The organism is Symbioplanes lichenis (assembly GCF_030709675.1).
Lineage (GTDB): Bacteria > Actinomycetota > Actinomycetes > Mycobacteriales > Micromonosporaceae > Actinoplanes > Actinoplanes lichenis.
Genome location: NZ_JAUZQD010000028.1, coordinates 37,359 through 61,281, shown reverse-complemented (window position 1 = coordinate 61,281; position 23,923 = coordinate 37,359). Strand labels below are relative to the sequence as shown.

Below are 23,923 nucleotides of genomic sequence, written 5' to 3'. Positions count from 1 at the left end.
ACCATGCGCGCGCGGATGTCCGTAATCCAGGCGGCTCTGTGTCCTTTCTCGTCACCCCTTGTCTGGAGCTCATTGTGTCCCTGGATGTCCGCATCCAACTGTCCGTCGTCGCCAACCTGTCCCGCCGCCCGGCCGCCGAGCAGGTCGGCCCGTTCGTCGCCGGCTTCGATCCCGGCACCGACAGCCCCGGCATCAATTACGCCACCCCGCGCCCGGGCGCGCTGATCACCGCGGGCGACGTCACCGCGCTGATCGGCGCCTTCCGGGAGGCGGGCCGCCGGCCGCGCCTCGAGTATGTGGTCAGCACCGCCCCTGGTCTGGAGAAATTGCTGCTGGAACAGGGGTTCACGGTCGAGGAGGAGCACGATTATCTGATCTGTACGCCCGGCGCACTCACGACGCCGTCCACGCCGGCCGGCTTCGAGCTGCGGGAGCCGGACGACTATGTGGCCATGGCTGCCGCCCAGGTCGAAAGCTTCGGGGACGACCCGTCGGCGGTGACGGCCGAGGACGGCGCCCGCCTGCGCCGGGTGCACACCAACGGCGGCGTCACCCTGGTCGCCACGGCGGGCGGGGTCGTCGCCGGGGCCGGGCAGGCGGTCGCGCCCCACGACGGGGTGAGCGAGGTCGCCGGGATCGCCGTCCGGGAGCCCTTCCGCCGCCGGGGTCTCGCCGGCGCCCTGACCGCGGCGATCACCGCCCGGTTGTTCGCGGGCGCCGGCGACCTGGCGTGGCTGGAGGCGTCGGGGCCGGGGGCGGGCCGCGTCTATGAGCGCATCGGCTACCGCCCGGCGGGCCGCCGCCTCTACATGTCGCACCCGGAGCAGGCGCGGATGTCGTGAGCGGCGTCGGGTGTTGTGAGCGGCGCTGACGGGCTCCTTCGTGAATGACGCGGGATGCGGGTGTCGTGAGCGGCGGCAGGTCGGGGCGGCGCTGACGCGGCTCGCACAAGCGCGGCGACGACAGGGCCCCGGAAGTCCGTCATGTGACTGCTCGCGGGCCCCGTCGGAGAGTGGAGAGGCGCGGCTCCGGCGCCCGTGAGAAGGAGGCGCCCCGGCGGTGTCAAGACCGTCGGGGCGCAGCCCGCGCCGCGGCCCGGTCACGATGCGTCGGCCAGGACCTCCTCGAACCCGTCACCGGTACGCCAGGAACGCAGCAACTCGTGGAAGGCGACCGGCCCGGGCCCGTACGAGTTGCTGATCGGCCGCGGCTTGCCCTCGCCGTTGTAGTAGCCGGGCGTGCACTCCGACTGGAACGTGAATGTGTCCCGGGCGTTGGCGCGGATCGTGGCGACCCAGGCGTCCTGCGCGGCGGCAGTCGGCTCGATGGTGCGTACCCCTCGCTTGCGGGCCTCGGCGACAACGGCGCCGATGTGGACCGCCTGCTCGGCCAGGATGTGTACGAAGTTGACGGCGTTGGCGTTCTGCAGCGCGCCGAGGTGGAACAGGTTCGGGTAGCCGTGACTGTAGAAGCCGTGCAGCGTGCGCGGGCCGTGCGCCCAGGACTGCAGCAGGGGTACGCCGTCACGGCCGTGGACGGGCAGTGTCCCGGAGACGATCCCGGAGACGCCGACCTCGAAGCCGGTGGCGAAGATGACGCAGTCCACCTCGTACTCGGTGTCGCCCACGACGACCGCATGCGGCGTCATCGCCGTGATGCCGCCGGTGTCCGCGGTGTCGACCAGCGTGACATCGGGCCGGTTGAACGTCGGCAAGTAGTGGTCACTGAAGGCCGGCCGTTTGCACATGTACCGGTACCAAGGCTTCAGAAGGGAAGCGACCGCCGGGTCGGTGACGATGGCGTCGACGCGGGCGCGGATGCGGTTCATGGTGGCGAAGTCGGCGAGTTCGAGTTCCTCGTCGGTCAGCTCGGTGCGGCTGCCGGACAGGAACGTGCGTTGCAGGGCGGCGGTGGCGGTCCAGCCGTCGCCGACGAGGTCCTGAGAAACCTGGCCGCCGGTGACGATGGTCAGGAAGTTGTCCATGCGCTCCTGCTGCCAGCCCGGCGGCAACGACTTGGTCCAGCCGGGCTCCAGTGGGCGGTTGTCGCGCTCGTCCACCGACGAGGGTGTGCGCTGGAAGACGTACAGGTGCTCGGCGGCGGCGGCGACGTGCGGGACGACCTGGATGCCGGTGGCGCCGGTGCCTACGACGCCGATCTTCTTGTCCGCGAGCTTTTCCAGCTTGTCGCCGGTGTAGTCGTGGTCCCACCGGCTGGTGTGGAAGGTGTGCCCGCGGAACGTCTCGATGCCGGGGATGCCGGGCAGCTTCGGCTGGGTCAGCGTGCCGCTCGACACGACGACGTAGCGGGCGCGGAAGTCGTCGCCGCGATCGGTGCGGACCTGCCACTCGTCGTCGGCGTCGTGCCAGCGCAGCTCGGTGACCCGGGTATGGAACATGGTGTCGTCGTAGAGGCCGTAGTGCCGGGCGACAGCCATGGCGTGCCGGCGGATCTCCTCGCCGGGGGAGTAGCGCCACGTGGGCTCGGTGCCGACCTCTTCCAGCAGTGGCAGGTAGACGCTGGACTCGATGTCGCAGTGGATGCCGGGATAGCGGTTCCAGTACCAGGTGCCGCCGACGTCGCCGGCCTCGTCGATCAGCCGGATGTCGTCGAGTCCGGCCTCGCGCAGCCGGGCGCCGGTCAGCAGGCCGCCGAAGCCGGCGCCGATCACGACGGCCTCGACCCGGTCGTGCCGGGCCGGGCGTTCCGTCCGGGGCGTGTAGGGGTCGGTGGCGTAGTAGCCGAATTCCCCCGCCGCGCGCGTGTACTGGGCGGCGCCGTCGGGGCGGAGGCGGCGGTCGCGCTCCTCGCGGTACTTCGCACGCAGGGTGGCCGGATCGAAGCGGTACTTCGCCCGCAGGGCGGCCGGATCGGGGCTCGTGGGATCCATGACGCCCACTGTATTAATTCAACTGACTGACTTACAGGGTGGACGGAGCCCGGTACAGACCTTGAAGGGCATCGATCAGCGCGACGGCGGTGGTGTCCCAGGCGGCGGCCGCGTCCGGCCCAGGGACGACGGTCCGCTCGCGGTCGGCACAGTAGTGCACGATCAGCGTCACCGCCATCGTGTCGCGCTCCCGGTGAACCGAGGCGGGAAGCCCGGGCAAGCAGCGGTGCAGCGCGTCGGTCACGGCGCCCATGAGCGGCGCGTCGCCGAGCTCGGCGGCAGCCAGCTCCCGCAGCTGGGGCTCGGCCATCAGCTGCGCGCCGAACCGGGCGTACCAGCTCGGCGCCCCCAGCTCGCTGAGATGGTCGGTGAACGGGCGCACCAGGCAGGTGACCCAGTCGCGCACTTCGCTGCTGCCGGCGTGCTGCTCGAACAGCCGGCCGCGGATCGCCTCCATCGCCCCGACGTGCCGGTGCACAATGGCACGGACCAGGTCGGACTTGGTGCCGAAGTGATAGCCGACCGCGGCGTTGTTGCCCTGCCCGGCGGCCTCGCTGATCTGCCTGTTCGACACCGAGAACACGCCGTGCTCGGCGAACAGCCGAGCCGCCGCCAGCAGGATCCGGGAGCGTGTGTCCTCGACCCGCAGCGCGCGGGTGCGGCGCTCCCCGGCTGGTCCCATCGCCCGACCCTACAAGGTCAACTGCCTGACTTACGAGTACGTGACCGCCGGGCTGGGCGCGTGCCGCGTCACGGCGGTCCGCATCGTGGCCGAGGCGGGGAGCGCATCGACGCCTCGCCGAAGGCGGCTGGCCGGGGCGTCAGGTGCGCAGGGTCTCGCTCGGGCGCTGGCCGAACGCGTCGCGGTAGCGCGCCGCGAAGCGGCCCAGGTGCGCGAAGCCCCAGCGGTGGGCGACGTCGGCCACGGTGTCGCCACCGGCGGGGTCGGCGGCCTGCAGGTCCCGGTGCGCGTGCTCGAGCCGGACCCGGAAGAGATAGCCGACCGGGGTGCTGTCGAGGTGCCGCCGGAAGCAGGCCTGCAGCGCGCGCACCCCGAGCCCGGCCGCACCGGCGATGTCCTCCAGCGTGACCGGCTCGGCGGCGTGCTCGTCGATGTAGGCGACGGCCCGGCGCACCGCGGCCGGGGCGGTCCGCCGGGGGCCGGAGACGTAGTCCAGGGCCATGGTGGTGTTCGGGAAGACCGTCACCGCGGTCGCCGCCGCCGTCTCGACCGCGGAGGCCAGCAGGAGCGGATGGATGCCGGTCTCCCCGGGCGAGGTGAGCAGGCGGGCGAGGTAGACGACGGTGTCCGCCCAGCGCCGCCCGGCCTGCGGGGACACCGGTGTCGCACCGTCGAAGCGGAAGTCGGCCGGCTTGACGCCGAGCCGGCCCGCGACCCGGGTCACCACGTCCAGGGGCAGCTGAGCGATCCACTGGCGGCTGTGGTCGAGCACGATGTCGAGCCGGGCGCCGGGCGGATAGAGCAGCACCTCGCCGGCGGCGGCCCGGCCCTGCTGCCGCCCGCCGGTCACGGAGAAACGGCCCTCCAGCACCGAGGCGATCAGCAACGTCTCGAAGGGCTCGGTCTCGAAGGCCATGCAGGCCCGGTAGATCGGCTGGTCGAGCAGCACGCCCCCGGCCGAGACGGTCCGGGAACGGAAGACGAAGTCCCGGACACCGCCGACCACGCGGGGCACGTGCTGGACGTAGCGCCGGGAGATGAGGTCCCGCACTTCCTCGAAGTCACGGGATTCCAGGGTGGTACGGACGATGGGGATCGGATCTGCGGACATGCGGCCTCCTCTCCGCGGACGTTACGACGCGAAGCGCACCGAGCGAAGAGTTGAGCGCTCGTTTAATCCTCACGGTGGAGTCCGGAGTGACGGCCCGCGGGGGTCAGGCCGGGATCGGGCCCCGGAGTCTCACGCCAGGACGACGGCGCCCGCGAGGTCGGGGACCTGGTTCGGCCAGACCGGCCGGGAGAAGAGATAGCCCTGACCGTACGGGCAGCCCATGCGTCCCAGCATAGACCGCTGGTCGGCGTGCTCGATCCCCTCCGCGATGACCGTGAGATCGAGGTTGCGGGCCAGCGTGACGATCGCGTTGACCAGGGCGCGCTGCTGCTTGCTGGCGATGATGTCGTCGATGAAGGACTTGTCGATCTTCAGCACGTCGACCGGCATCTGCCGCAGGTAGCTCAGCGACGAGTAGCCCGTACCGAAATCGTCGATCGCGATCCGGCAGCCGAGCGCCCGCAGCGTCTCGAGATCGGCCCAGACCTGCTCGGCGTCGCGCAGCACCAGGCTCTCGGTGATCTCCAGCAGCAGCCACCGCGGCTCGGCCCCGGCGTCGGCCAGCGCCGCGCGGACCCGGTCGACGAACCCGGGCTGGCGGAACTGCCGCGCCGAGACGTTGACGCTGATGTAGCGCAGCGGCAGGTCCGGCTGCTCGCGGTGCCATGAGGCGAACTGCCGCAGTGCCTCGCGCAGCACCCACTCGCCGATGCCGACGATGGCGCCGCTCTCCTCGGCGAGCTCGATGAAGTGGTACGGCCCGAGCAGCCCCCGCTCGGGATGCTGCCACCGCACGAGCGCCTCCAGCCCGACCACGATGCCCGTACGGACGTCGGCGATCGGCTGGTACTGCAGCACGAACTGCTCGTGCTCGACCGCCTCGAGCAGCGACGCGCGCAGGGCCAGCCGCTCGACCATGGCCGTGTGCAGGTCGCTCTGGTAGCGCTTCCAGTCGCCCTTGCCGGCCCCCTTGGCCAGATAGAGCGCCAGATCGGCGTGGCGCAGCAGCTCGGTCGGGTTCTTCGCGTCGGCGCTGGTGGCCACGCCCACGCTGGCGGCCCCGCTGACGATGTTGCTGCCGCCGAGCCCGTCGCTGACCTCCACGGGTACGGCCAGGGCGGCGACCACCCGCGCGGCGATCTCCTCGGCGACGCCGGGCTCGCCCGCGTTCTCGACCAGCACCGCGAACTCGTCGCCGCCCATCCGCGCCGCGGTGTTGTGCCGGCCGATCGCGGTGGAGATGCGCTCGGCCACGGCCACGAGCAGCTGGTCGCCGACCGCGTGCCCGAGGGTGTCGTTGACCTCCTTGAAGTCGTCGAGGTCGACGAAGAGCACGCCGACGCCGTGCCCGGACAGCTCGGCCCGGGCCCACGAGTGCTCCAGGCGCTCGCGGAACAGCACCCGGTTGGCCAGCCCGGTCAGCCCGTCGTGGAACGCCTGGTGCGCGAGGTCGTTCTCGAGGCGGCGGCGCTCGGTGACGTCGCGGACGGTGAGCACGAGCCCCCGGACCGTCGGGTCGTCGCGCAGGTCGCGGATCGTGCACTCGACCTGCAACAGGCGGCGGTCGGCGCGCACGGCGGTCAGGTCGACCCCTTCGCCCGTACGCCCGGAGTGCCCCGTCACCAGCGCGTCCCGCAGCGCCTCGTGGTGCGTGTCCGCGATGATCCGGTGCAACGGCGTGCCGATCAGGTCGTCGTAGCCGAACAGCGTGGCGGCGGACGGGCTCGCGTACCGGATGAGCTCGTCGGCCCCCACGATGAGGATGACGTCGGACGCGCTCTGGATGAGGGTCCGGAAGTACGCCTCCCCGTCGCGCCGGCTGACCTCGGTGGCCAGCGCGATCCGCTGCAGCACCGAGCTGATCTGCGAGCGGAGCGTCTCGACGGTCGGGCGGACGGCCCGCAGCTCGGCGGGTGACCCGGTCACCTCCATCGTCACGGCGCGCAGCGGGGTGCCGTGCAGCATGACAATGGCCCGCATCAGCTGGGTGTCCGGGCCGAGCGGGAGGACCGTGACGCCGGGCTGAAAGGGGCCCGCCGCCGGGGGCACCTGGACGTAGTGCTCCTTGCTGGCCTCGGGCAGCACCTCGAACATGACCTCGCGGGCGGCGGTACGCACCTCCTCCAGCGTGGTGGCGGCGTTGAACTTGTCCGCGACCACGCGCAGGGCCCGCTCCCGGTCGCGGGCCTGGCGCTGCTCCGCGATCAGGCCGTGGACCCGGGCCATGACCAGCACGAACATGACCCCCGCGGCGGCCGCGATGACCGGCGCGTCGACCACTCCCTCGTGCAGGTGCTCGGCCAGCAGCACGGCCGGGGCGATCAGCGAGGCGGCGGTGAGCAGCAGCAGCCGGCGGAACTCGGCCGAGGCGGTGGGCCCGGCCGCCGTGGTCTCGGTGTCGCCGGTCAGCACGCGCATCGACGGGTGCAGCGCGGCCAGCCCGGCGCAGCCGTAGAGCAGCACCCAGCCGAGGTCGACCGGGCCGCCGATCGCCCAGTCCTCGTCGAGGCGGGCGAGGCTGAAGGGCACGTCCGAGCAGAGCAGGCCCACGATCGCCACGGTGAGCAGCTTGAGCGCGGCCGGCTTGCGGCCCGGCCCGGTGGCCAGGCGCAGCAGGATGGCCAGGGCCAGCACGTCCCCGAGCGGGTAGGCGACCGAGACCGCCTTCTCCAGCACGCCCATGTCGGTGGCCCGGGCGAACGGCGCGATCAGACAAACCCAGGACAACAGCCCGAAGCTCACCGTGGGCACCAGCGCGTCGAGCAGGGCCGCCCGGTTGCGGTCGCCGGCGCGGGCCCGCACGAAGAGGATCAGGCCGCCCGCCAGCAACGGGTACACCAGCAGGTAGAGAGCGTCCGAGGGCCCCGGGTACGGATACTGCGCGCCCGCGGCGAGGTAGACGTTGGCGAGCGTGTCCCCGGCGATGAACACGGTCAGCGCGGCGGCGATGAGATACCAGGGCAGCCGGCGCGCGGGCCGGTGCTTGCGCACGCCGGCCACGACCGCGCCGGCGCCGGAGAGCCCGATCAGCGCCCACAGGATCAGATGCTGCGCCGGCCACGAGTAGTAGGCCGCGGTGAGCACGACCAGCCACACCAGGTAGCCGGCGCGGCCGTACCTGCTCGTCATGCCCCTCTGTTCGGCACCGGCTCCCGGATCTTGACCCCTTCGTGAGATCGGGGGCGCCGGTCAGATGTCGAGGTCCTCGATGTCGGGCTCGGACCGGATGGTCAGCAGGGCGACCTCGAACAGCTCGGGCGGCAGCAGCAGGGCCAGCTCCTCGGGCGAGTCGACCACGGTGAAGGTCGCCTGGGCCGGGGTGTGCAGCCACGCCTGGTCGGGCGACCAGTCGCCGAGCCAGCCGCGCCAGCCGGTGGACCACTTGCGGCTGCGCTCGGCGTTCGGGCCGGTCGGGATGTGGAGCTCGGAGCGGGAGTGGTGGACGGCGAAGCGGCCCTTGCTCGTGCGGAACAGGGAGTAGGTCTCCTCGCCCTGGCCGGTCGAGGAGCGCCACTCGCCCAGGGTGACCGCCCACCGGGGTCGTGCCGGGCCGGGGACGGCAGGTCAGCCCGGATGCTCGCGGCAGATCCGTGCCGCGGCAGTGAGGTCGCGGGGACGGGGTGGGACTTTTCGGGCACGCGTATTCATAAAAAGACCCGCAGCCGAAAGACCGCGGGTCTCCTTACCGTGCCGGAGTCACCCCTTGACGCTGCCGGCGAGGAGGCCTCGGACGAAGTAGCGCTGGAGGAACAGGAAGATCGTCACCGGGACGACGATCGACACGAAGGCGCCGGCGGAGAGCAGGTGCCAGGCCGTGCCGCGGGTGCCGGTGAGGTTGGCCAGGGCCACGGTGATGGGGGCGATCGTGTCGCCGCCGCCGCCGAAGACCAGGCCGACCAGCAGGTCGTTCCAGACCCAGAGGAACTGGAAGATGCCGAAGGCCGCGAGGGCCGGGCGCAGCAGCGGCAGCAGCACCCGGAAGAAGATCGCCACGTGGCCCGCGCCGTCCACGCGCGCCGCCTCCAGCAGGGAGGCGGGGATGTCGCGCATGAAGTTGTGCAGCAGGTAGATGGCCAGCGGCAGGCCGAAGATGGCGTGCGACAGCCAGATGGTCCAGAACGTGTTCGCCACGCCCGCGTCCACATAGAGGGTGAGCAGCGGGATCAGGGTGACCTGGAGCGGCACGACCTGAAGGGCGAAGATGATCAGGAACAGGATGTTGCGGCCCGGGAACTTGATCCAGGCGAACGCGTACGCGGCGATGGTCGCCAGCGCCAGCGGGATGATCACCGACGGGATGGTGATCACGATGCTGTTGATGAAGTACGAGCCGAGGCCCGCACCCTCCTCCGCGTCCAGCACCGCCTTGTAGTTGTCCAGGGTCAGCGTGGGGTTGGAGAAGAACGTCCACCAGCCCGTGGTCTTGATCGCGCGCTCGGGGCGGAACGACGAGACCAGCAGGCCGAACGTCGGCACGGTCCACAGCACGGCGATGACGATCGCGGCGAGCGAGGCCCACGGGGAGCTGAGCTTGCGCTTGGCCACCTCGGCCGTCGAGATGTCCTTCGTGGCGATCGGCACCGACGGGGTGGCGGGGGTCGTGGTGGTCATAGCGCCTCCGAGCGGCGGAGCTGCCGGATGTTGTAGACGACGATCGGGATGACGAGCAGGAAGAGCACCACCGCCAGGGCCGCACCGAGGCCCTGGTTGTCGCTGCGGAAGCTCTGGCTGTAGAACTCGTTCGCGATCACGCTCGTGTTGAACTGGCCGCCGGTCATGGTCCGCACGATGTCGAAGACCTTCAGCATGCCGATGGCGATCGTGGTGAGCACCACGACCACGGCCGGGCGGATGGCCGGCAGGGTGACGAAGCGGAACATGCCCCACGCGGTGACGCCGTCGAGCCGGGCGGCCTCCACGATGTCGTCCGGGATGGCCTTGATCGCCGCGCTGAGCACGGTCATCGCGAAGCCGGCCTGGATCCAGATCATGACGACGATCAGCAGCAGGGTGTTCCACGGCGAGTTGACCAGCCACTGCTGCGGCGAGCCGCCGACCCAGACGAGCAGCTGGTTGAGCAGGCCGATCTGCTTCACGTTGCCCTGGTCGGGGCGGTACTCGTAGATGAACTTCCAGATGATCGACGCGCCCACGAAGGAGATCGCCATGGGCAGGAAGATCAGCGCCTTGGCGACGTTCTCGAAGCGGGACTTGTCGACCAGGATCGCGTAGAGCAGGCCGACGCCGGTGGCCACGAACGGGGTGACCAGCACCCACAGCACCGTGTTGCCGAGCACCGTCAGCTGGTCGCCGCTGGTGAAGATGGTCTCGTAGTTGCCGAACCCGATGAACGCCTTGCCGGCGGCGTCGAAGAACGACTCCCAGATGGTGCGCAGCCCCGGGTAGACCAGGCCGACGGCCAGCATGATCAGGGTGGGGGCGAGGTAGAGGTAGGCGGTGACCCGGTCGGCCCGCTTGCCCCGGGCCAGGCTGGCCAGGAAGAGGATGAGCCCGACCACCGCGCAGAAGAGCAGAATCGCGCCCAGCATGAGCGCGAGCTTGCCGGCGTTGCTCTCGGGTGATGACACGTGACCCGTACTCCTTTCAGGTCCTAGGAGAGAAGGGGCCGGTTGCCTCATCGGCAACCGGCCCCGGGTGGTGCTAGATCACTTCTTGGGCCACGCGGCTTCGACGTTGTCGACCGTGGTCTTGGTGTCCTGACCGGTCACCCAGCTCGTCAGCTGCTTGAAGATCGCGTTCGAGCCGACGGCGGCCGGCATCTGGTCCGAGCCGTCGAAGCGGAACACCGTGCTCGGGTTCTGCAGCAGCTCGGCCGACAGCTTGTCGATCGGGTTGCTGACCTTGCTGACGTCGAGGCCCTTGTTGGCCGAGATCCAGCCCTGCGAGACCGACGCCTTGATGTTGGCCCAGGTGTCGGTGGACAGGTAGGTCTGGAACGCCTTGACCTCGGGCCGGTCGGCGAACGCGAGGTTGAACTCGCCGCCGCCCAGCACCGGCTTGGTGGTGGCGTCCTTGCCCGGCAGGTAGAACGCGAAGACGTCGCCGTCCTCGGCCACCTTGACGTCCTTGGGGAAGTTCGCCGCGTAGAAGCTCGCCTGGCGGTGCAGCGAGCAGGTGTTGCCGTCGACGATCGGCAGGCCCGCGTCCTGGAACGTGGTGGTGGCGATGCTCTTCACGTCGCCGAGGCCGCCGTTGACGTACTTGTCGTTCTTCACGTACGCGCCGACCGCGTCGAGCGCCGCGGTGCTCTCGGGGCCGTTGAAGGGGATCTCGTGCTTGACCCACTTGTCGTAGGTCTCCGGCCCGGACAGCCGGAGCATGAAGTCCTCCTGCCAGTCGGTGAGCGGCCAGCCGGTCGCGTCACCGCTGCCGATGCCCACGCACCACGGCTTCTTGCCGTCGGCGACCATCTTGTCGCTGAGCGCCTTGAGCTCGTCGAGGGTGGTCGGCACGGTGTAGCCGGCGTCCTTGAACTCGCTGGGGGAGTACCACACCAGCGACTTCACGCTCGCACCCGAGGGCGCGGCGTAGAACTTGCCGTCCGCGCTGCCGTACGCCTTCCAGTCCTCGCCCCAGAACTTGTCCACGTTCGCGGCGACCTCGGCCGGAGCCGCGACGGCCTTGCCCGTGGCGACCAGCTGCTGCAGCAGGCCGGGCTGGGGCACGATCGCGAGGTCCGGCGGGTTGCCGGCCTTCGCCCGGACCAGGACCTGCGTCTCGAAGGACTTGTCGCCCTCGTACTTGATCGTGACGCCGGTGCAGTCCTCGAACGGCTTGTACGAGTCCTTGTAGGCCTTGTCCTCCGGCGTGACGATGCCCGTGTAGACCGAGACCGTCTTGCCCTTCAGGTCGCCGTAGGAGCTGAACTGCGAGCAGTCGATCGACTGCGACTCAGCGGTCGCGTCGTCGTCCGAGTCGTCACTGCCGCCGCACGCGGCCAGCCCGAACACCAGGCCGACGCCCAGCGTGCCGGCCAGCGCACCACGCAGGCGCTGACTCTTCGCAAGACCGAACATGCCTCTCCCTATGTCATCTTCACGCCGGGGCGTGACTACGTCGTCACCGTCTCCGGTTTCCCCCGGCTGTCAGTCAAGAGCGGGCCGGGCTGTTTCGCAATGTTTCCGAATGATCAACCGGGTAACGATTCGGCACAGGATGACCTTGTCGGCGAATTGTCAATAAAGTTAGTTGTTTGACAGTGCAGGTCAACGGCTGTTTGTTATTGACGTAAGTTGATGCGGTGACGTTGCTGACGCCGCAAGATTTTTCAGGCCAGGGTGATTGGGAGCGCTCCCATCTATCGGGCGAAATCCCTCGCGCCCGCCGATACCTGCGTGTCGGGGGAAGAACCGGATCTTTCGCGCCGCCCGGCCGGGGCGGGCCCCCGACGCGGTCTTCGGCTCCCGGCCCTTGTTCCCGCGAGGGTCGGGACTTTCGGCCCTGAGGGGGACGGGCGGCGATCACCAGACTCGGGTGCGTAACCGTGGAAAGGACCACCCGTGGACGCGCTCGACCTCGCCCGATGGCAGTTCGGCATCACCACCGTGTACCACTTCCTGTTCGTGCCGATCACCATCGGGATGTCGCTGCTGGTCGCCGGGCTGCAGACCGCGTGGGTGCGCACCGGCCGGGAGCGCTACCTCAAGGCCACCAAGTTCTGGGGCAAGCTCTTCCTGATCAACTTCGCGATCGGCGTGGTGACCGGGCTGGTGCAGGAGTTCCAGTTCGGGATGAACTGGTCGGACTACTCGCGCTTCGTCGGCGACGTCTTCGGGGCGCCGCTGGCCATCGAGGGGCTGCTCGCGTTCTTCCTCGAGTCGACGTTCCTGGGGCTGTGGATCTTCGGCTGGGACCGGCTGCCGAAGCGGCTGCACCTCGCGACGATCTGGCTCGCGGGGCTCGGGACCGTGCTGTCGGCCTATTTCATCCTGGCGGCCAACTCGTGGATGCAGCACCCGGTCGGCTACGAGATCAACGCGGCGACCGGCCGCGCCGAGCTCACCGGCATCGGGCGGGTGCTCACCCAGACGACGACGCTGGTCACCTTCGCCCACACCCTCACGGCGTGCTTCGTGACCGCCGGCGCCGTGCTGCTCGCGGTCAGCGCCTGGCACCTCAGGCGCGGCAACCAGGCCGACGTCTTCCGGCCCGGCCTCAAGCTCGGCGCCTGGGTGGTCGTCGTCGCCGGGCTCGGCACGATGATCTCCGGCGACCTGCAGGCCCGGGTCATGACCGAGCAGCAGCCGATGAAGATGGCGGCCGCCGAGGCGCTCTACTCGACCGCCCGGCCGGCCGGCTTCTCCATCTTCACGATCGGATCCCTCGACGGCTCCGAGGAGTACGCGAGCCTGCGCGTGCCGAACCTGCTGTCGTTCCTCGCCACGGGCTCGTTCGACGGGCAGGTGGAGGGGATCGACGACCTGGAGACGGCGTACGAGCAGCAGTACGGCGAGGGCTCGTACACGCCGTACGTGCCGGTCACCTACTGGGGCTTCCGGTTCATGATCGGGTTCGGCGGGCTGGCGATGCTTGTGGCGCTGGTCGCGCTGTGGTTCACCCGGGGCGGGCGTACACCGGGAAGCCGTTGGTTGTGGCTCGCGGCCGTGGCCGGCGTTGGGATGCCCCTGGCGGCCAACAGCTTCGGGTGGATCTTCACCGAGATGGGCCGGCAGCCGTGGACGGTCTTCGGGCTCTTCACGACGGCCGAGAGCGTGTCGCCGTCGGTCAGTACCGGGGAAGCGGCGACGTCATTGATCGTGCTGACCGTGCTCTACGGGGTGCTCGCGGTCATCGAGGTCGGGCTGTTCGTCAAGTACGCCCGGCGGGGCTTCATCGAGCCCGCGGAGCAGTCCGACCGCACCCTCGCCTTCGCCTACTAGGGACATCATGGAACTCACGACCGTCTGGTTCGCGCTCATCGCCCTGCTCTGGACCGGCTACTTCCTCCTGGAGGGCTTCGACTTCGGCGTCGGGATCCTGCTGCCCGTGCTCGGCCGCACCGACCGCGAGCGCCGGCTGCTCATCAACACCATCGGCCCGGTCTGGGACGGCAACGAGGTCTGGCTCATCGTCGCCGGCGGCGCCACGTTCGCGGCGTTCCCCGAGTGGTACGCCACCCTCTTCTCGGGCTTCTACCTGCCGCTGCTGCTCATCCTGGTGGCGCTCATCGTCCGCGGGGTCGCCTTCGAGTACCGCGGCAAGCGCGACGGCGGGCGCTGGAAGAAGCGCTGGGACATCGCGATCGTCGCCGGCAGTCTGCTCCCGGCGGTGTTGTGGGGCGTCGCCTTCGGCAACATCGTGCGCGGCGTCAAACTGGATACGAACCACGAGTACGTGGGTGGCTTCCTCGACCTGCTGAATCCGTACGGGCTGCTCGGGGGTCTCACCACGCTGACGCTGTTCACGTTGCACGGCGCGGTGTTCCTGGCTCTGAAGACCGGCGGCGAGATGCGGGACCGGGCCGGTCGCCTGGCCACGCGGCTCGCCCCGCCGGCCGTCGTGGTCGCGGGCGCGTTCCTGCTGTGGACCGGGCTGGCCCACCCCGACGCGGCCGGGGCCATGCTCGCTGCCGCGGCGGCGGTCGCGCTGATCGCGGCCACGCTCCTGATCCGGGTACGCCGTGAGGGCTGGGCGTTCGTCGCCACCGGCGCCACGCTCGTCCTCGCGGTGTTCGCACTGTTCGTGACGCTCTTCCCGAACGTCATGCCGTCGTCCCTGGCCGACGCGAACAGCCTCACCACGACCAACGCCGCGTCCAGCCACTACACGCTGACCGTGATGACGTGGGTCGCCGTGGTCTTCACGCCGGTCGTGCTGCTCTACCAGGGGTGGACGTACTGGGTGTTCCGCCAGCGCCTGACGGTCGATCGGATCCCCGCGTGAAACCCCTGGATCCCCGCCTGCTCCGGTACGCCCGCCCGGCGCGCGCCTACCTCGCGGTGACCGTGGCCCTCGGGGTCGCCCTGGCCGGGCTGATCGTGGCGCAGGCGACGCTGCTGGCGGAGGGCATCAGCACGGTGTTCCTCGGGGACGGCGCGGTTTCTTCCCTCTTCCTCTGGCTGGCCGCGGTGATCACTGGACGAGCTGTCGTCGCCTGGGCGCAGGAGGTCGTCTCCGCGCGGGCCGCGGCGGGCGTCAAGTCGGCCCTGCGGCGTCAAGTGCTGGCGCGCGGCTCCTCCGCGTCGACCGGTGAGGTCACGGTGCTCGTGACCCGGGGGCTGGACGCGCTGGACGCGTACTTCGCGAAGTATCTGCCGCAGCTCGTGCTGGCGGCGCTGGTGCCCGCGATCGTGCTGGCCCGGCTGCTGGGCGCCGACCTGACCGCCACCCTGACGGTCGCGCTGACCCTGCCGCTCATCCCACTCTTCATGGCGCTGGTCGGCCTGCACACCGAGGCGGCCAACCGGCGGCAGTTCCGGCTGCTCGAGCGGCTGGGACACCACTTCCTCGACGTGGTGTCCGGGCTGCCGACGCTGAAGATCTTCGGCCGGGCCCGGGCCCAGGTGGCGATCGTCCGGCGGATCAGCGACGAGCAGCGCCGGGTGACCATGCGGACGCTGCGCACGGCGTTCCTGTCCTCGCTCGTGCTCGAACTGCTGGCCACGCTCTCGGTCGCCCTGGTGGCCGTGGGGATCGGGCTGCGGCTGGTCAGCGGGCACCTCGACCTGACGACCGCGCTGCTCGTGCTGATCCTGGCGCCCGAGGCCTACCAGCCGCTGCGGCAGGTCGGCGCGCACTATCACGCCAGCGCGGAGGGCGTCGCCGCCGCCGAATCCGTTTTCGCGATCCTGGATCAGCCCGAGCCGGTGCGCGGATCCGGGCCGGCGCCGGCGGGATCCATCGCGTTCGAGGGCGTGACGGTGACCTTCCCGGGGCGGGCCGCGCCGGCGCTGCGGGACTTCACCGCCCGGATCGAGCCCGGCGAGATCGTGGCGCTGACCGGGCCGAGCGGGTGCGGCAAGTCGACGGCGCTGGCAGTGCTGATGGGCTTCGTGACCCCGGCGGCCGGGCGGGTGACCGTCGGGGATGTCGATCTGGCCACGGTGGATCCCGATGCGTGGCGCTCGCGGATCGCGTACGTGCCGCAGCGGCCGCACATCTTCGCGGGGACCGTGCGCTCCAACATCGAGCTCGGCGGGTCGTCGGGCTCCTTCGAGGGGGCCGGCATCGACTTCGGCCTCGACACGGTGGTCGGGGACAGCGGCGTGGGGCTGTCGGCGGGCCAGCGGCAGCGGGTCGCGCTCGCCCGGGCGTTCCGGCGGGACGCTCCGATCGTGCTGCTGGACGAGCCGACCGCCAACCTGGACGCGGCCACGGCGGCCGGGATCATGGACGCGATCCGGCGGCTCAGCGCCGGGCGTACGGTCCTCATCGCCGCCCACCGGCCCGAGCTCATCGCCCTCGCCGGCCGCTCGATCGCCCTGGACCTGGTGACCGCGTGAGGATCACGTCGGTGCTGCGCCCGGCGGCCGGGCGGCTGCTGCTGGCCGGGCTGGCCGGCATCGGGGCCGCCGGCTCGGGCGTCGGGCTCATGGCCGTCTCGGCGTGGCTCATCTCGCGGGCTGCCCTGCACCCGCCGGTGCTGCACCTCATGGTGGCCATCGTCGCCGTGCGCGCGTTCGGGCTCGGGCGCGGCGTGTTCCGCTACCTCGAGCGGCTGATCGGCCACGACGCGGCGTTCCGGGTGCAGGGGGCACTGCGCGTCCGCCTGTACGCCCACCTCGAGCGGATCGCCCCGGCCGGGCTGGCCCGGTTCCGGCGCGCCGACCTCGCCCAGCGCCTCGCCGCCGACGTGGACGCGGTGCTGGACCTGGTGACCCGGGTGCTGCTGCCGTACGCGGTGGCCGTGGTCGTCGGGGCCGCCGCGGTCGTTCTGGTCGCGACGCTGCTGCCGACAGCCGGCGTGGTCCTGGCGGCGGCGTTGCTTGTCGTGGCGGTGATCGTGCCGCTGGTGCAGGCGGCGGCCGCCCGGCGGGCCGACGGTCAGCTGGCGCCGCTGCGCGGGGAGCTCGCCACGCTCACCGCCGACCTGGTGCAGGGCCGGCCCGACCTGCTCGCGTACGGGGCCGAGGGGCGCCGGCTCGCTCTCTTGCACGACGTGGACGCCCGGCTGCGGCGGGCCGAGTCGCGCTCGTCGGCTGCCACGGGCGTCTCGGCCGCCGTGACCGCCCTGGGCGCGGGCATCAGCGTGCTGGCCGGGCTCGTCGCCGGGGCGGTCGCCGTGCGGGCCGGGGAGCTGCCGGGGGAGTTGCTGGCGGTGGTGGTGCTGACGCCGCTGGCCGTGTTCGAGATCGCGGGGACTCTGCCCGGGGCGGCGCAGCACTTCGCCGGGGCGCGGGCCGGGCTGCGGCGGCTCGGCGAGGTCCTGGCGGCGCCGGCGCCGGTCGTCGGGGGGAGTGCTTCTGTCCCGGCGGGTCCGGTGACTCTCCGCATGGTCGACGTGTCCGCGTCATGGATCCCGGGCGAGAACGTCTTTTCCGGCTTGTCGCTGACGCTCGCACCGGGGTCGCGGGTGGCGCTCGTCGGGCCGAGCGGGTCGGGCAAGTCGACCGTGGCGGCGCTGCTCGTGCGCTTCCTCGACCCGGTGGCCGGGCGGGTGCTGCTCAACGGGGCCGATCTCCGGGAGCTGGACCCCTCGGACGTGCGGCGGGCCGTGGTGTGGCTGCCCGAGGACGCGTACCTGTTCGACGCGTCGATCGCCGCGAATTTGCGGATCGGCCGACCGGACGCGACCGACGCCGCCCTGGGGGACGCGCTGCGGCAGGCACGCTTGTCGGACTGGGTGGCGTCGCTGCCCGGCGGCCTCGAGACGCCGGTGGGGGAGCACGGCGCGCAGCTGTCGGGCGGGCAGCGGCGGCGGCTGGCGCTCGCCCGGGCGCTGCTGACCGACGCGCGCGTGCTGATCCTCGACGAGCCGGCCGAGCACCTGGACGACGCGACCGCGCGGGCGCTGACCCGGGACCTGCTCGCCGCGGCCGGGGAGCGGGCCGTGCTGCTCATCACCCACCGGACGGAGGACCTCGCCGGGGTGGACACCGTCGTCCGGCTCGGGCCCCGCGAGCTACTGCCGGTCTGACCGGTCCCGGTAGGTCCAGGTGCCGCTGCCGAGCGCCGAGTCGCGGGCCTTGGCGACATGGCCGCCCTGCTGCGGGATCGTGGGCTGCCGCGGGCCGGTCGCGCCGGGCCGGGCCGCCCTCCGGCCGGTCGCCCGGCGCGGGGAGTCCAGGAGGCCGGCGGCCATCGGGGCGGCGTTCGGGGTGGCCGCGGCGCGGCGGGCGGCGGACTCCTCGCGGCGGGCGGCCAGATAGGCGGCGGCGGCCCGGTCCTCCTCGGTCGGGGCGGCCATCAGGGCGTAGCCGAGGGCCAGCAGCGCGAAGACGACGGCGACGCCGATCGGGACCAGCAGCGACGAGGCGGTGGCGCCGCCCGGGACGCCGGTGTCCGCGCCGGGCCGGGCGGACATCGCGGACATGCCGGTGAAGTGCATGCCGTTGACCGCGACGCCCATGATCAGGGCGGCGCCGAGGACGGCCACGGGCCGGTGCACGCGGGCGGCGAGCCAGAGGGCCACGGTGGCGGCGACCACGGCGACGGCGATCGAGGCGGCCACGCGGGGGACTCCGTACGAGATGTGGGCGTTGAGGTGCATGCCCGCCATGCCGAGGTAGTGCATCGCGGCGACGCCCAGACCGGCGAGGACACCGCCCGTGACGAGCCGGGCCGCGCGTACCGTGGCTCCGCCGAAGGCGACCGCCAGGCCGGCGCCGACCGCCACGACGGCGAGCAGCGCGCTCGCGGCGGTGAGGCCGACGTCGTACCGGATGGGGGTGCCGACCACCCGGAAGCCCATCATGGCGACGAAGTGCATGGCCCAGATGCCGGTGCCGCCGATCGCGACCGCCGACAGCGACAGCCACCAGGCGCGGGCGCCGCTGCCGGGCGCGGTCCGCAGCCGGATGGCGCAGACGAGGCCCAGGGCCGAGCCGAGCACCGACAGCGCGTAGCTGAGGACGGGCGTCACCCAGCCCTGCTCGAAGTGATGGATTTCCATGGCCTGCATCCCCCAGCTATATCGCCTCGGGCAGCATCCTGCACGCTGAGCAGGCATTCCGTACCGGGGCGGAGCGACATCGCGGAAGATCGGGCCGTTCGGGGGAGGCGGGCCCGGCCGAAGCGACGGGCCGGGACCGGGTCGTTGTGACCGGGTTGCGGTACTCTTGGTGCCCAGACCGAGGGGCGCTGCAACGGGGAAACCCGCCACGCTCGGTTTGGCTCGTCACACCGACCAAGGGCGCCTCCGAGTTCGCTACCCGGAGGTGGTCGTGTGTCCGTAACCGACTCGCTGCGCTCGCTGATGGCCGAGCGCATCCTGGTGCTCGACGGCGCCTGGGGCACGATGCTGCAGGGCGCCAAGCTCAAGCCGGAGGACTTCCGCAACGAGCTGATCCCCGCCGACCATCCCAAGGACGTCACGGGCGACCCCGACGTGCTCGCCCTGACCCGGCCGGACCTGATCCTCGACGCCCACCGGCAATATCTCGCCGCGGGCGCCGACATCACGACCACCAACACCTTCACCGCGACCAGCATCGGCCAGGCCGACTACGGGCTCGAGTACCTGGTGCACGACATGAACGTGCGCGCCGCCCAGCTCGCCCGGCAGGCCGCCGACGAGGCCGGCGGCAAGTTCGTCGCGGGCTCGGTCGGCCCGCTCAACGTCACGCTGTCGCTGTCGCCCCGCGTCGACGACCCCGCCTATCGCGCGGTGACCTTCGACCAGGTCAAGGCCACCTATGCCGAGCAGATCAGCGCCCTGAAGGAGGGCGGCGTCGACCTGCTCCTGATCGAGACGATCTTCGACACCCTCAACGCCAAGGCCGCTATCGCCGCGGCGCGCGAGGTGGCGCCCGAGCTGCCGCTGTGGATCTCGGTGACGATCGTCGACCTGTCCGGGCGTACGTTGTCGGGGCAGACCGTGTCGGCGTTCTGGCGCTCGATCGAGCGGGCCGAGCCGCTGGTCGTCGGCGTCAACTGCGCGCTCGGCGCCGCCGAGATGCGCCCGCACGTGGCCGAGCTGGCCAAGCTCTCGAGCACCTACGTGGCGTCGCACCCGAACGCGGGCCTGCCCAACGCCTTCGGCGGCTACGACGAGACGCCCGACCAGACCGCGGCCCTGGTCGGCGAGTTCGCCACGTCCGGCTTCGTCAACATCGTGGGCGGCTGTTGCGGCACGTCGCCGGCGCACATCGCCCGCCTCGCGGAGACGGTGCGCGGCGTCGCGCCCCGCTCGGTGCCCGCGCCGGTCTCGTCGACGCGGTTCAGCGGGCTCGAGCCGTTCGAGATCGGACCCGACACCGGCTTCGTGATGATCGGCGAACGGACCAATGTCACCGGCTCGGCCAAGTTCCGCCGGCTCATCGAGGCCGACGACTATCAGGCCGCCGTCGACGTGGCCCTCGAGCAGGTGCGCGGCGGCGCCAACCTGCTCGACGTGAACATGGACGCCGACCTGCTCGACAGCGAGCGGGCGATGACCACCTTCCTCAACCTGATCGCGACCGAGCCCGAGGTCGCCCGCATCCCGGTGATGATCGACAGCTCCAAGTGGAGCGTGCTCGAGGCCGGTCTGAAGTGCGTGCAGGGCAAGGGCGTCGTCAACTCGATCTCCCTGAAGGAAGGCCCCGGGCCGTTCCTGGCGCAGGCCGCCAAGATCCGCGACTACGGCGCGGGCGTCGTGGTCATGGCCTTCGACGAGCAGGGGCAGGCCGACACCGCGGACCGGAAGGTCGAGATCTGCGGCCGGGCATATGACCTGCTGGTCGAGTCGGGGTTCGCGCCCGAGGACATCATCTTCGACCCCAACGTGCTGGCGGTCGCCACGGGCATCGCCGAGCACAACGGATACGCGAAGGCGTTCCTCGACGCGCTGCCGCGGATCAAGGAGCGGTGCCCGGGGGCGCGTACCTCGGGTGGCATCTCGAACCTGTCCTTCGCCTTCCGCGGCAACGACGTGGTGCGCGAGGCGATGCACTCGGCGTTCCTGTTCCACGCCACCCAGGTCGGCCTGGACATGGGCATCGTCAACGCCGGCCAGCTCGCCGTCTATGCGGACATCCCGGCCGACCTGCTCGAGCTGGTCGAGGACGTGCTCTTCGACCGGCGTGAGGACGCCACCGACCGGCTGGTGACCTTCGCCTCGTCGGTCACCGGGTCGGGCACCAAGCGCACCGTCGACCTGTCGTGGCGTGAGGCGCCGGTCGCCGAGCGGCTGTCGTACGCGCTGGTGCACGGCATCGTCGACTTCGTCGAGGAGGACACCGAGGAGGCGCGGCAGCTGCTCGACCGGCCGCTCGACGTCATCGAGGGCCCGCTCATGGACGGCATGAAGGTCGTCGGCGACCTCTTCGGCTCGGGCAAGATGTTCCTGCCCCAGGTCGTGAAGAGCGCGCGCGTGATGAAGCGCTCGGTCGCGTACCTGGAGCCCTTCATGGAGAAGGAGAAGGCCTCCGGCCGCGGGCAGGGCAAGGTCGTGCTCGCCACGGTCAAGGGCGACGTCCACGACATCGGCAAGAACATCGTCGGCGTGGTGCTGGGCTGCAACAACTACGAGGTCGTGGATCTCGGCGTCATGGTGCCCGCGGCGAAGATCCTGGAGACCGCGATCGCGGAGGGCGCCGACGCGATCGGCCTGTCCGGCCTGATCACGCCGTCGCTGGACGAGATGGTCGCGGTCAGCGCCGAGATGCAGCGCCGCGGGATGACGATGCCGCTGCTCATCGGCGGGGCGACGACCTCCAAGCAGCACACCGCCGTACGCATCGCGCCCGCGTACGAGGGCTCGACCGTGCACGTCCTCGACGCGTCGCGCGTGGTCGGCGTGGTGTCGAACCTGCTCGACCCGGGCCGCGCCGCGGTGCTCGACGCCGACAACCGGGCCGAGCAGCAGCGGCTCCGGGAGCAGCACGAGAACCGGCGCTCGCAGGCCATGCTGACCCTGGCCGACGCGCGGGCCAACCGCGAGCAGGTCGACTTCTCGGAACTGCCGACGCCCTCGTTCGTCGGGCGGCGCGAGGTGTCGCCGTCCATCGCCTCGCTGCGGGAGCTGGTGGACTGGCAGTTCTTGTTCCTCGCCTGGGAGCTGAAGGGCAAGTTCCCGGCGATTCTGGAGCAGCCCGTGGCCCGGGAGCTGTGGGACGACGCGCAGGCGCTGCTGGACGAGATCATCGCCAACGACTCGTTCACGGCCCGGGGGGCTTACGCCTTGTGGCCGGCGCACTCCGAGGGTGACGACATCGTTCTCGAGAACGGTGTCCGGTTCCCGATGCTGCGGCAGCAGACCGAGAAGCCGGCGGGCCGGGCGAACCGGTCCCTCGCCGACTACATCGCGCCGGCCGGGGACCACCTGGGCGGGTTCGCGGTGTCGATCCACGGCGCCGACGAGCTGGCCGCGAAGTACGAGGCGGAGCAGGACGACTACCGCGCCATCATGGTCAAGGCGCTCGCGGACCGGCTCGCCGAGGCCTTCGCCGAGGCGATCCACCTGCGGGTGCGGCGCGAGTGGTTCGAGCCCGACGCCGTTCCCCGGCTGGAGGACCTGCACGCCGAGCGGTTCCGGGGCATCCGGCCGGCGCTCGGCTATCCGGCGTCGCCCGACCACAGCGAGAAGAAGGACCTCTTCGAGCTGCTGGACACGGCGGCGCTGAACATCGGGCTGACCGAGTCGTACGCGATGACGCCGGCGGCCGCGGTCAGCGGGCTGATCTTCGCGCACCCGGCGTCGCGGTACTTCACCGTGGGGCGGCTGGGGCGGGACCAGATCGAGGACTATGCCGCTCGGCGGGGGATGTCCGTCGCGGATGTGGAGCGGTGGCTGCGGCCGAATCTGGCTTACGAGCCCAGCTGATCTCTTTTTCTCGGTGGGGCCCGGGCGGTTGTCGCCCGGGCCCTTTTTGCTGGGCCTCTTCTGCCTTTGTCGGGCCTGTTCCGCGCGGGCGCCTGTTGATGGCGATCTTGCTCGCGGGCGCCTTCTGACGGTCATCTTGCTCGCGGGCGCCTGTTGACGGTCATCTTGCTCGCGGGCGCCTTCTGACGGTCACGCCGCTCGCGGACGCCTTGTGACGGTCACGCCGCTCGCGGGCAGACCTTGACAGTCATCGATGTGAGCGCAACCATCGGGAAACCTCTTCGCCGTCGTTACGTAACACGGCGTCCGTTGTTAGCGATCACATCCTCGATGGAGGCCGAATGCGGCTCTGGCGCAGCATCCTGACCCTTCTGCTCGCCGTCCTGGCGGGCGGCCTGGCGGCGCCCCCTCCGGCGCTCGCGGCGACCACGCTCGTCTACACGACGTTCAAGGGCGACGGCGCGGCCGACCAGGAGTTGTGGGTCTACCAGTCGACGAACGGCGGCACGAGTTACAGCGTGCTGTCCGACACGAACTATCGCGGGCCCAGCGGGGTGCTGCGGGATCCGAGCATCCTGAAGTACAACGGGCGCTACTACATCGCGTACACCGTGCAGTCCTGGACCACGAACTCCACCTACTTCACCATCGCCTCGTCGACGAATCTGACGTCGTGGACGCATGTGGCCTCGGTCAATTCCGGCATCGCGAACACGAAGTTCACGTGGGCACCCGAGTTCTACGTGGAGGGCGGGACGGTCCGGCTCATCGCGTCGGTCGCGGCGACGACGTGTTCCGAGTGCTTCCGCCCGTACGTCTACACCGCCCAGAACACCGCGCTCACCTCGTGGAGCGGTCCGGCGCAGATGTGGGGTCTCGGCACGAACCACATCGACACGTTCGTGGTGAAGTCGGGGAGCACGTGGCACGCGTTCACGAAGAACGAGACGACCAAGTACATCGAGCACTGGACCACGACCGCGAACCTCTACGAGGGCTGGGTCAACCGCGGCACCCTCTGGAGCTCGGGGTACGAGGGGCCGTCGCTCGTCCGCCTCGACGACGGGTCCTGGCGCATCTATGTCGACAAGTACACGAACGGCGGCCTGTGGACGGCGACGTCATCCGACCTGACCACGTGGACGGGCCTGTCGGCGGTCGGCTGCTCCGGTTGCCGGCACGGGACGGCGGTGGCCAAGTGACGTCGTTCCTCCTGTCCGCTGCGCGCGCCTTCTCCTCGTCTCTCGTCTCGCCTGCGTCTCGCGTCTTGCCGGCGTCTTTCGACTCGCCTGTGTCTCGCGTCTTGCCGGCGTTGTG

The 23,923-nt window shown here is 71.0% G+C and carries 16 protein-coding genes and 1 riboswitch; of the genes, 7 read left to right on the top strand and 9 right to left on the bottom strand.

Translation table 11 applies throughout. The features are described from left to right. The first annotated feature begins 74 nt into the window (after positions 1-74). On the top strand, positions 75-842 hold the full coding sequence (locus tag RAN62_RS40040) for a GNAT family N-acetyltransferase (protein ID WP_305790119.1): 768 nt from the start codon (positions 75-77) through the stop codon (positions 840-842). Between the two features lie 257 nt (positions 843-1,099). Here the strand turns inward: RAN62_RS40040 and RAN62_RS40035 are convergent, their stop codons facing one another. The 8 genes from RAN62_RS40035 to RAN62_RS40000 form a co-directional block, all read right to left on the bottom strand. Then, on the bottom strand, positions 1,100-2,890 hold the full coding sequence (locus RAN62_RS40035) for a flavin-containing monooxygenase (protein WP_305790118.1): 1,791 nt from the start codon (positions 2,888-2,890) through the stop codon (positions 1,100-1,102). Between the two features lie 31 nt (positions 2,891-2,921). Beyond that, on the bottom strand, positions 2,922-3,572 hold the full coding sequence (locus tag RAN62_RS40030; protein ID WP_305790117.1) for a TetR/AcrR family transcriptional regulator: 651 nt from the start codon (positions 3,570-3,572) through the stop codon (positions 2,922-2,924). A 139-nt stretch (positions 3,573-3,711) separates the two neighbouring features. Next, positions 3,712-4,683, bottom strand: a complete 972-nt coding sequence (locus RAN62_RS40025) for an AraC family transcriptional regulator (protein WP_305790116.1) — start codon at positions 4,681-4,683, stop codon at positions 3,712-3,714. Positions 4,684-4,812: 129 nt separating this feature from the next. Continuing rightward, the gene (locus RAN62_RS40020; RefSeq protein ID WP_305790115.1) at positions 4,813-7,812 is read right to left on the bottom strand and encodes a putative bifunctional diguanylate cyclase/phosphodiesterase; all 3,000 of its coding nucleotides are present in this window, start codon (positions 7,810-7,812) and stop codon (positions 4,813-4,815) included. Positions 7,813-7,872: 60 nt separating this feature from the next. Beyond that, complete coding sequence (locus tag RAN62_RS40015; protein ID WP_305790126.1) at positions 7,873-8,157, bottom strand: EXLDI protein; 285 nt, start codon at positions 8,155-8,157, stop codon at positions 7,873-7,875. A 222-nt stretch (positions 8,158-8,379) separates the two neighbouring features. Next, positions 8,380-9,294 (bottom strand): carbohydrate ABC transporter permease, encoded by a 915-nt coding sequence (locus RAN62_RS40010; protein ID WP_305790114.1) that lies wholly within the window; start codon positions 9,292-9,294, stop codon positions 8,380-8,382. Beyond that, the gene (locus RAN62_RS40005; RefSeq protein ID WP_305790125.1) at positions 9,291-10,232 is read right to left on the bottom strand and encodes a carbohydrate ABC transporter permease; all 942 of its coding nucleotides are present in this window, start codon (positions 10,230-10,232) and stop codon (positions 9,291-9,293) included. The genes RAN62_RS40010 and RAN62_RS40005 overlap by 4 nt, the downstream gene beginning before the upstream one ends. 117 nt (positions 10,233-10,349) lie before the next feature. Then, a complete protein-coding gene (locus tag RAN62_RS40000) occupies positions 10,350-11,720 on the bottom strand; it encodes an ABC transporter substrate-binding protein (RefSeq protein ID WP_305790113.1) in 1,371 nt (456 codons plus the stop codon). A 483-nt stretch (positions 11,721-12,203) separates the two neighbouring features. Between RAN62_RS40000 and RAN62_RS39995 the strand changes: the two genes are divergently transcribed. From RAN62_RS39995 to cydC, 4 genes are read left to right on the top strand one after another with little or no spacing between them, the layout of a single operon-like run. Next, complete coding sequence (locus RAN62_RS39995) at positions 12,204-13,583, top strand: cytochrome ubiquinol oxidase subunit I (RefSeq protein ID WP_305790112.1); 1,380 nt, start codon at positions 12,204-12,206, stop codon at positions 13,581-13,583. 7 nt (positions 13,584-13,590) lie between these two features. Next, entirely contained in the window at positions 13,591-14,586 is a 996-nt protein-coding gene (gene cydB / locus RAN62_RS39990) for a cytochrome d ubiquinol oxidase subunit II (protein WP_305790111.1), read from the top strand. Further along, entirely contained in the window at positions 14,583-16,145 is a 1,563-nt protein-coding gene (gene cydD / locus RAN62_RS39985) for a thiol reductant ABC exporter subunit CydD (protein ID WP_305790110.1), read from the top strand. Before cydB ends, cydD begins: the two co-directional genes overlap by 4 nt. Then, positions 16,142-17,779, top strand: a complete 1,638-nt coding sequence (gene cydC / locus RAN62_RS39980; RefSeq protein WP_305790109.1) for a thiol reductant ABC exporter subunit CydC — start codon at positions 16,142-16,144, stop codon at positions 17,777-17,779. Before cydD ends, cydC begins: the two co-directional genes overlap by 4 nt. Here the strand turns inward: cydC and RAN62_RS39975 are convergent. After that, entirely contained in the window at positions 17,765-18,754 is a 990-nt protein-coding gene (locus tag RAN62_RS39975; RefSeq protein WP_305790108.1) for an MHYT domain-containing protein, read from the bottom strand. The genes cydC and RAN62_RS39975 overlap by 15 nt on opposite strands. Positions 18,755-18,928: 174 nt before the next feature. Beyond that, positions 18,929-19,007: riboswitch (S-adenosyl-L-homocysteine riboswitch) on the top strand. Between the two features lie 20 nt (positions 19,008-19,027). Here RAN62_RS39975 and metH point away from each other — a divergent pair. Both metH and RAN62_RS39965 read left to right on the top strand, forming a co-directional pair. After that, positions 19,028-22,606: a methionine synthase gene (metH, locus tag RAN62_RS39970; protein ID WP_305790107.1), complete on the top strand. Its 3,579-nt coding sequence runs from the start codon at positions 19,028-19,030 to the stop codon at positions 22,604-22,606. A gap of 341 nt (positions 22,607-22,947) precedes the next feature. After that, positions 22,948-23,808, top strand: a complete 861-nt coding sequence (locus tag RAN62_RS39965; RefSeq protein WP_305790106.1) for a family 43 glycosylhydrolase — start codon at positions 22,948-22,950, stop codon at positions 23,806-23,808. The last annotated feature ends 115 nt before the right edge of the window (positions 23,809-23,923 follow it).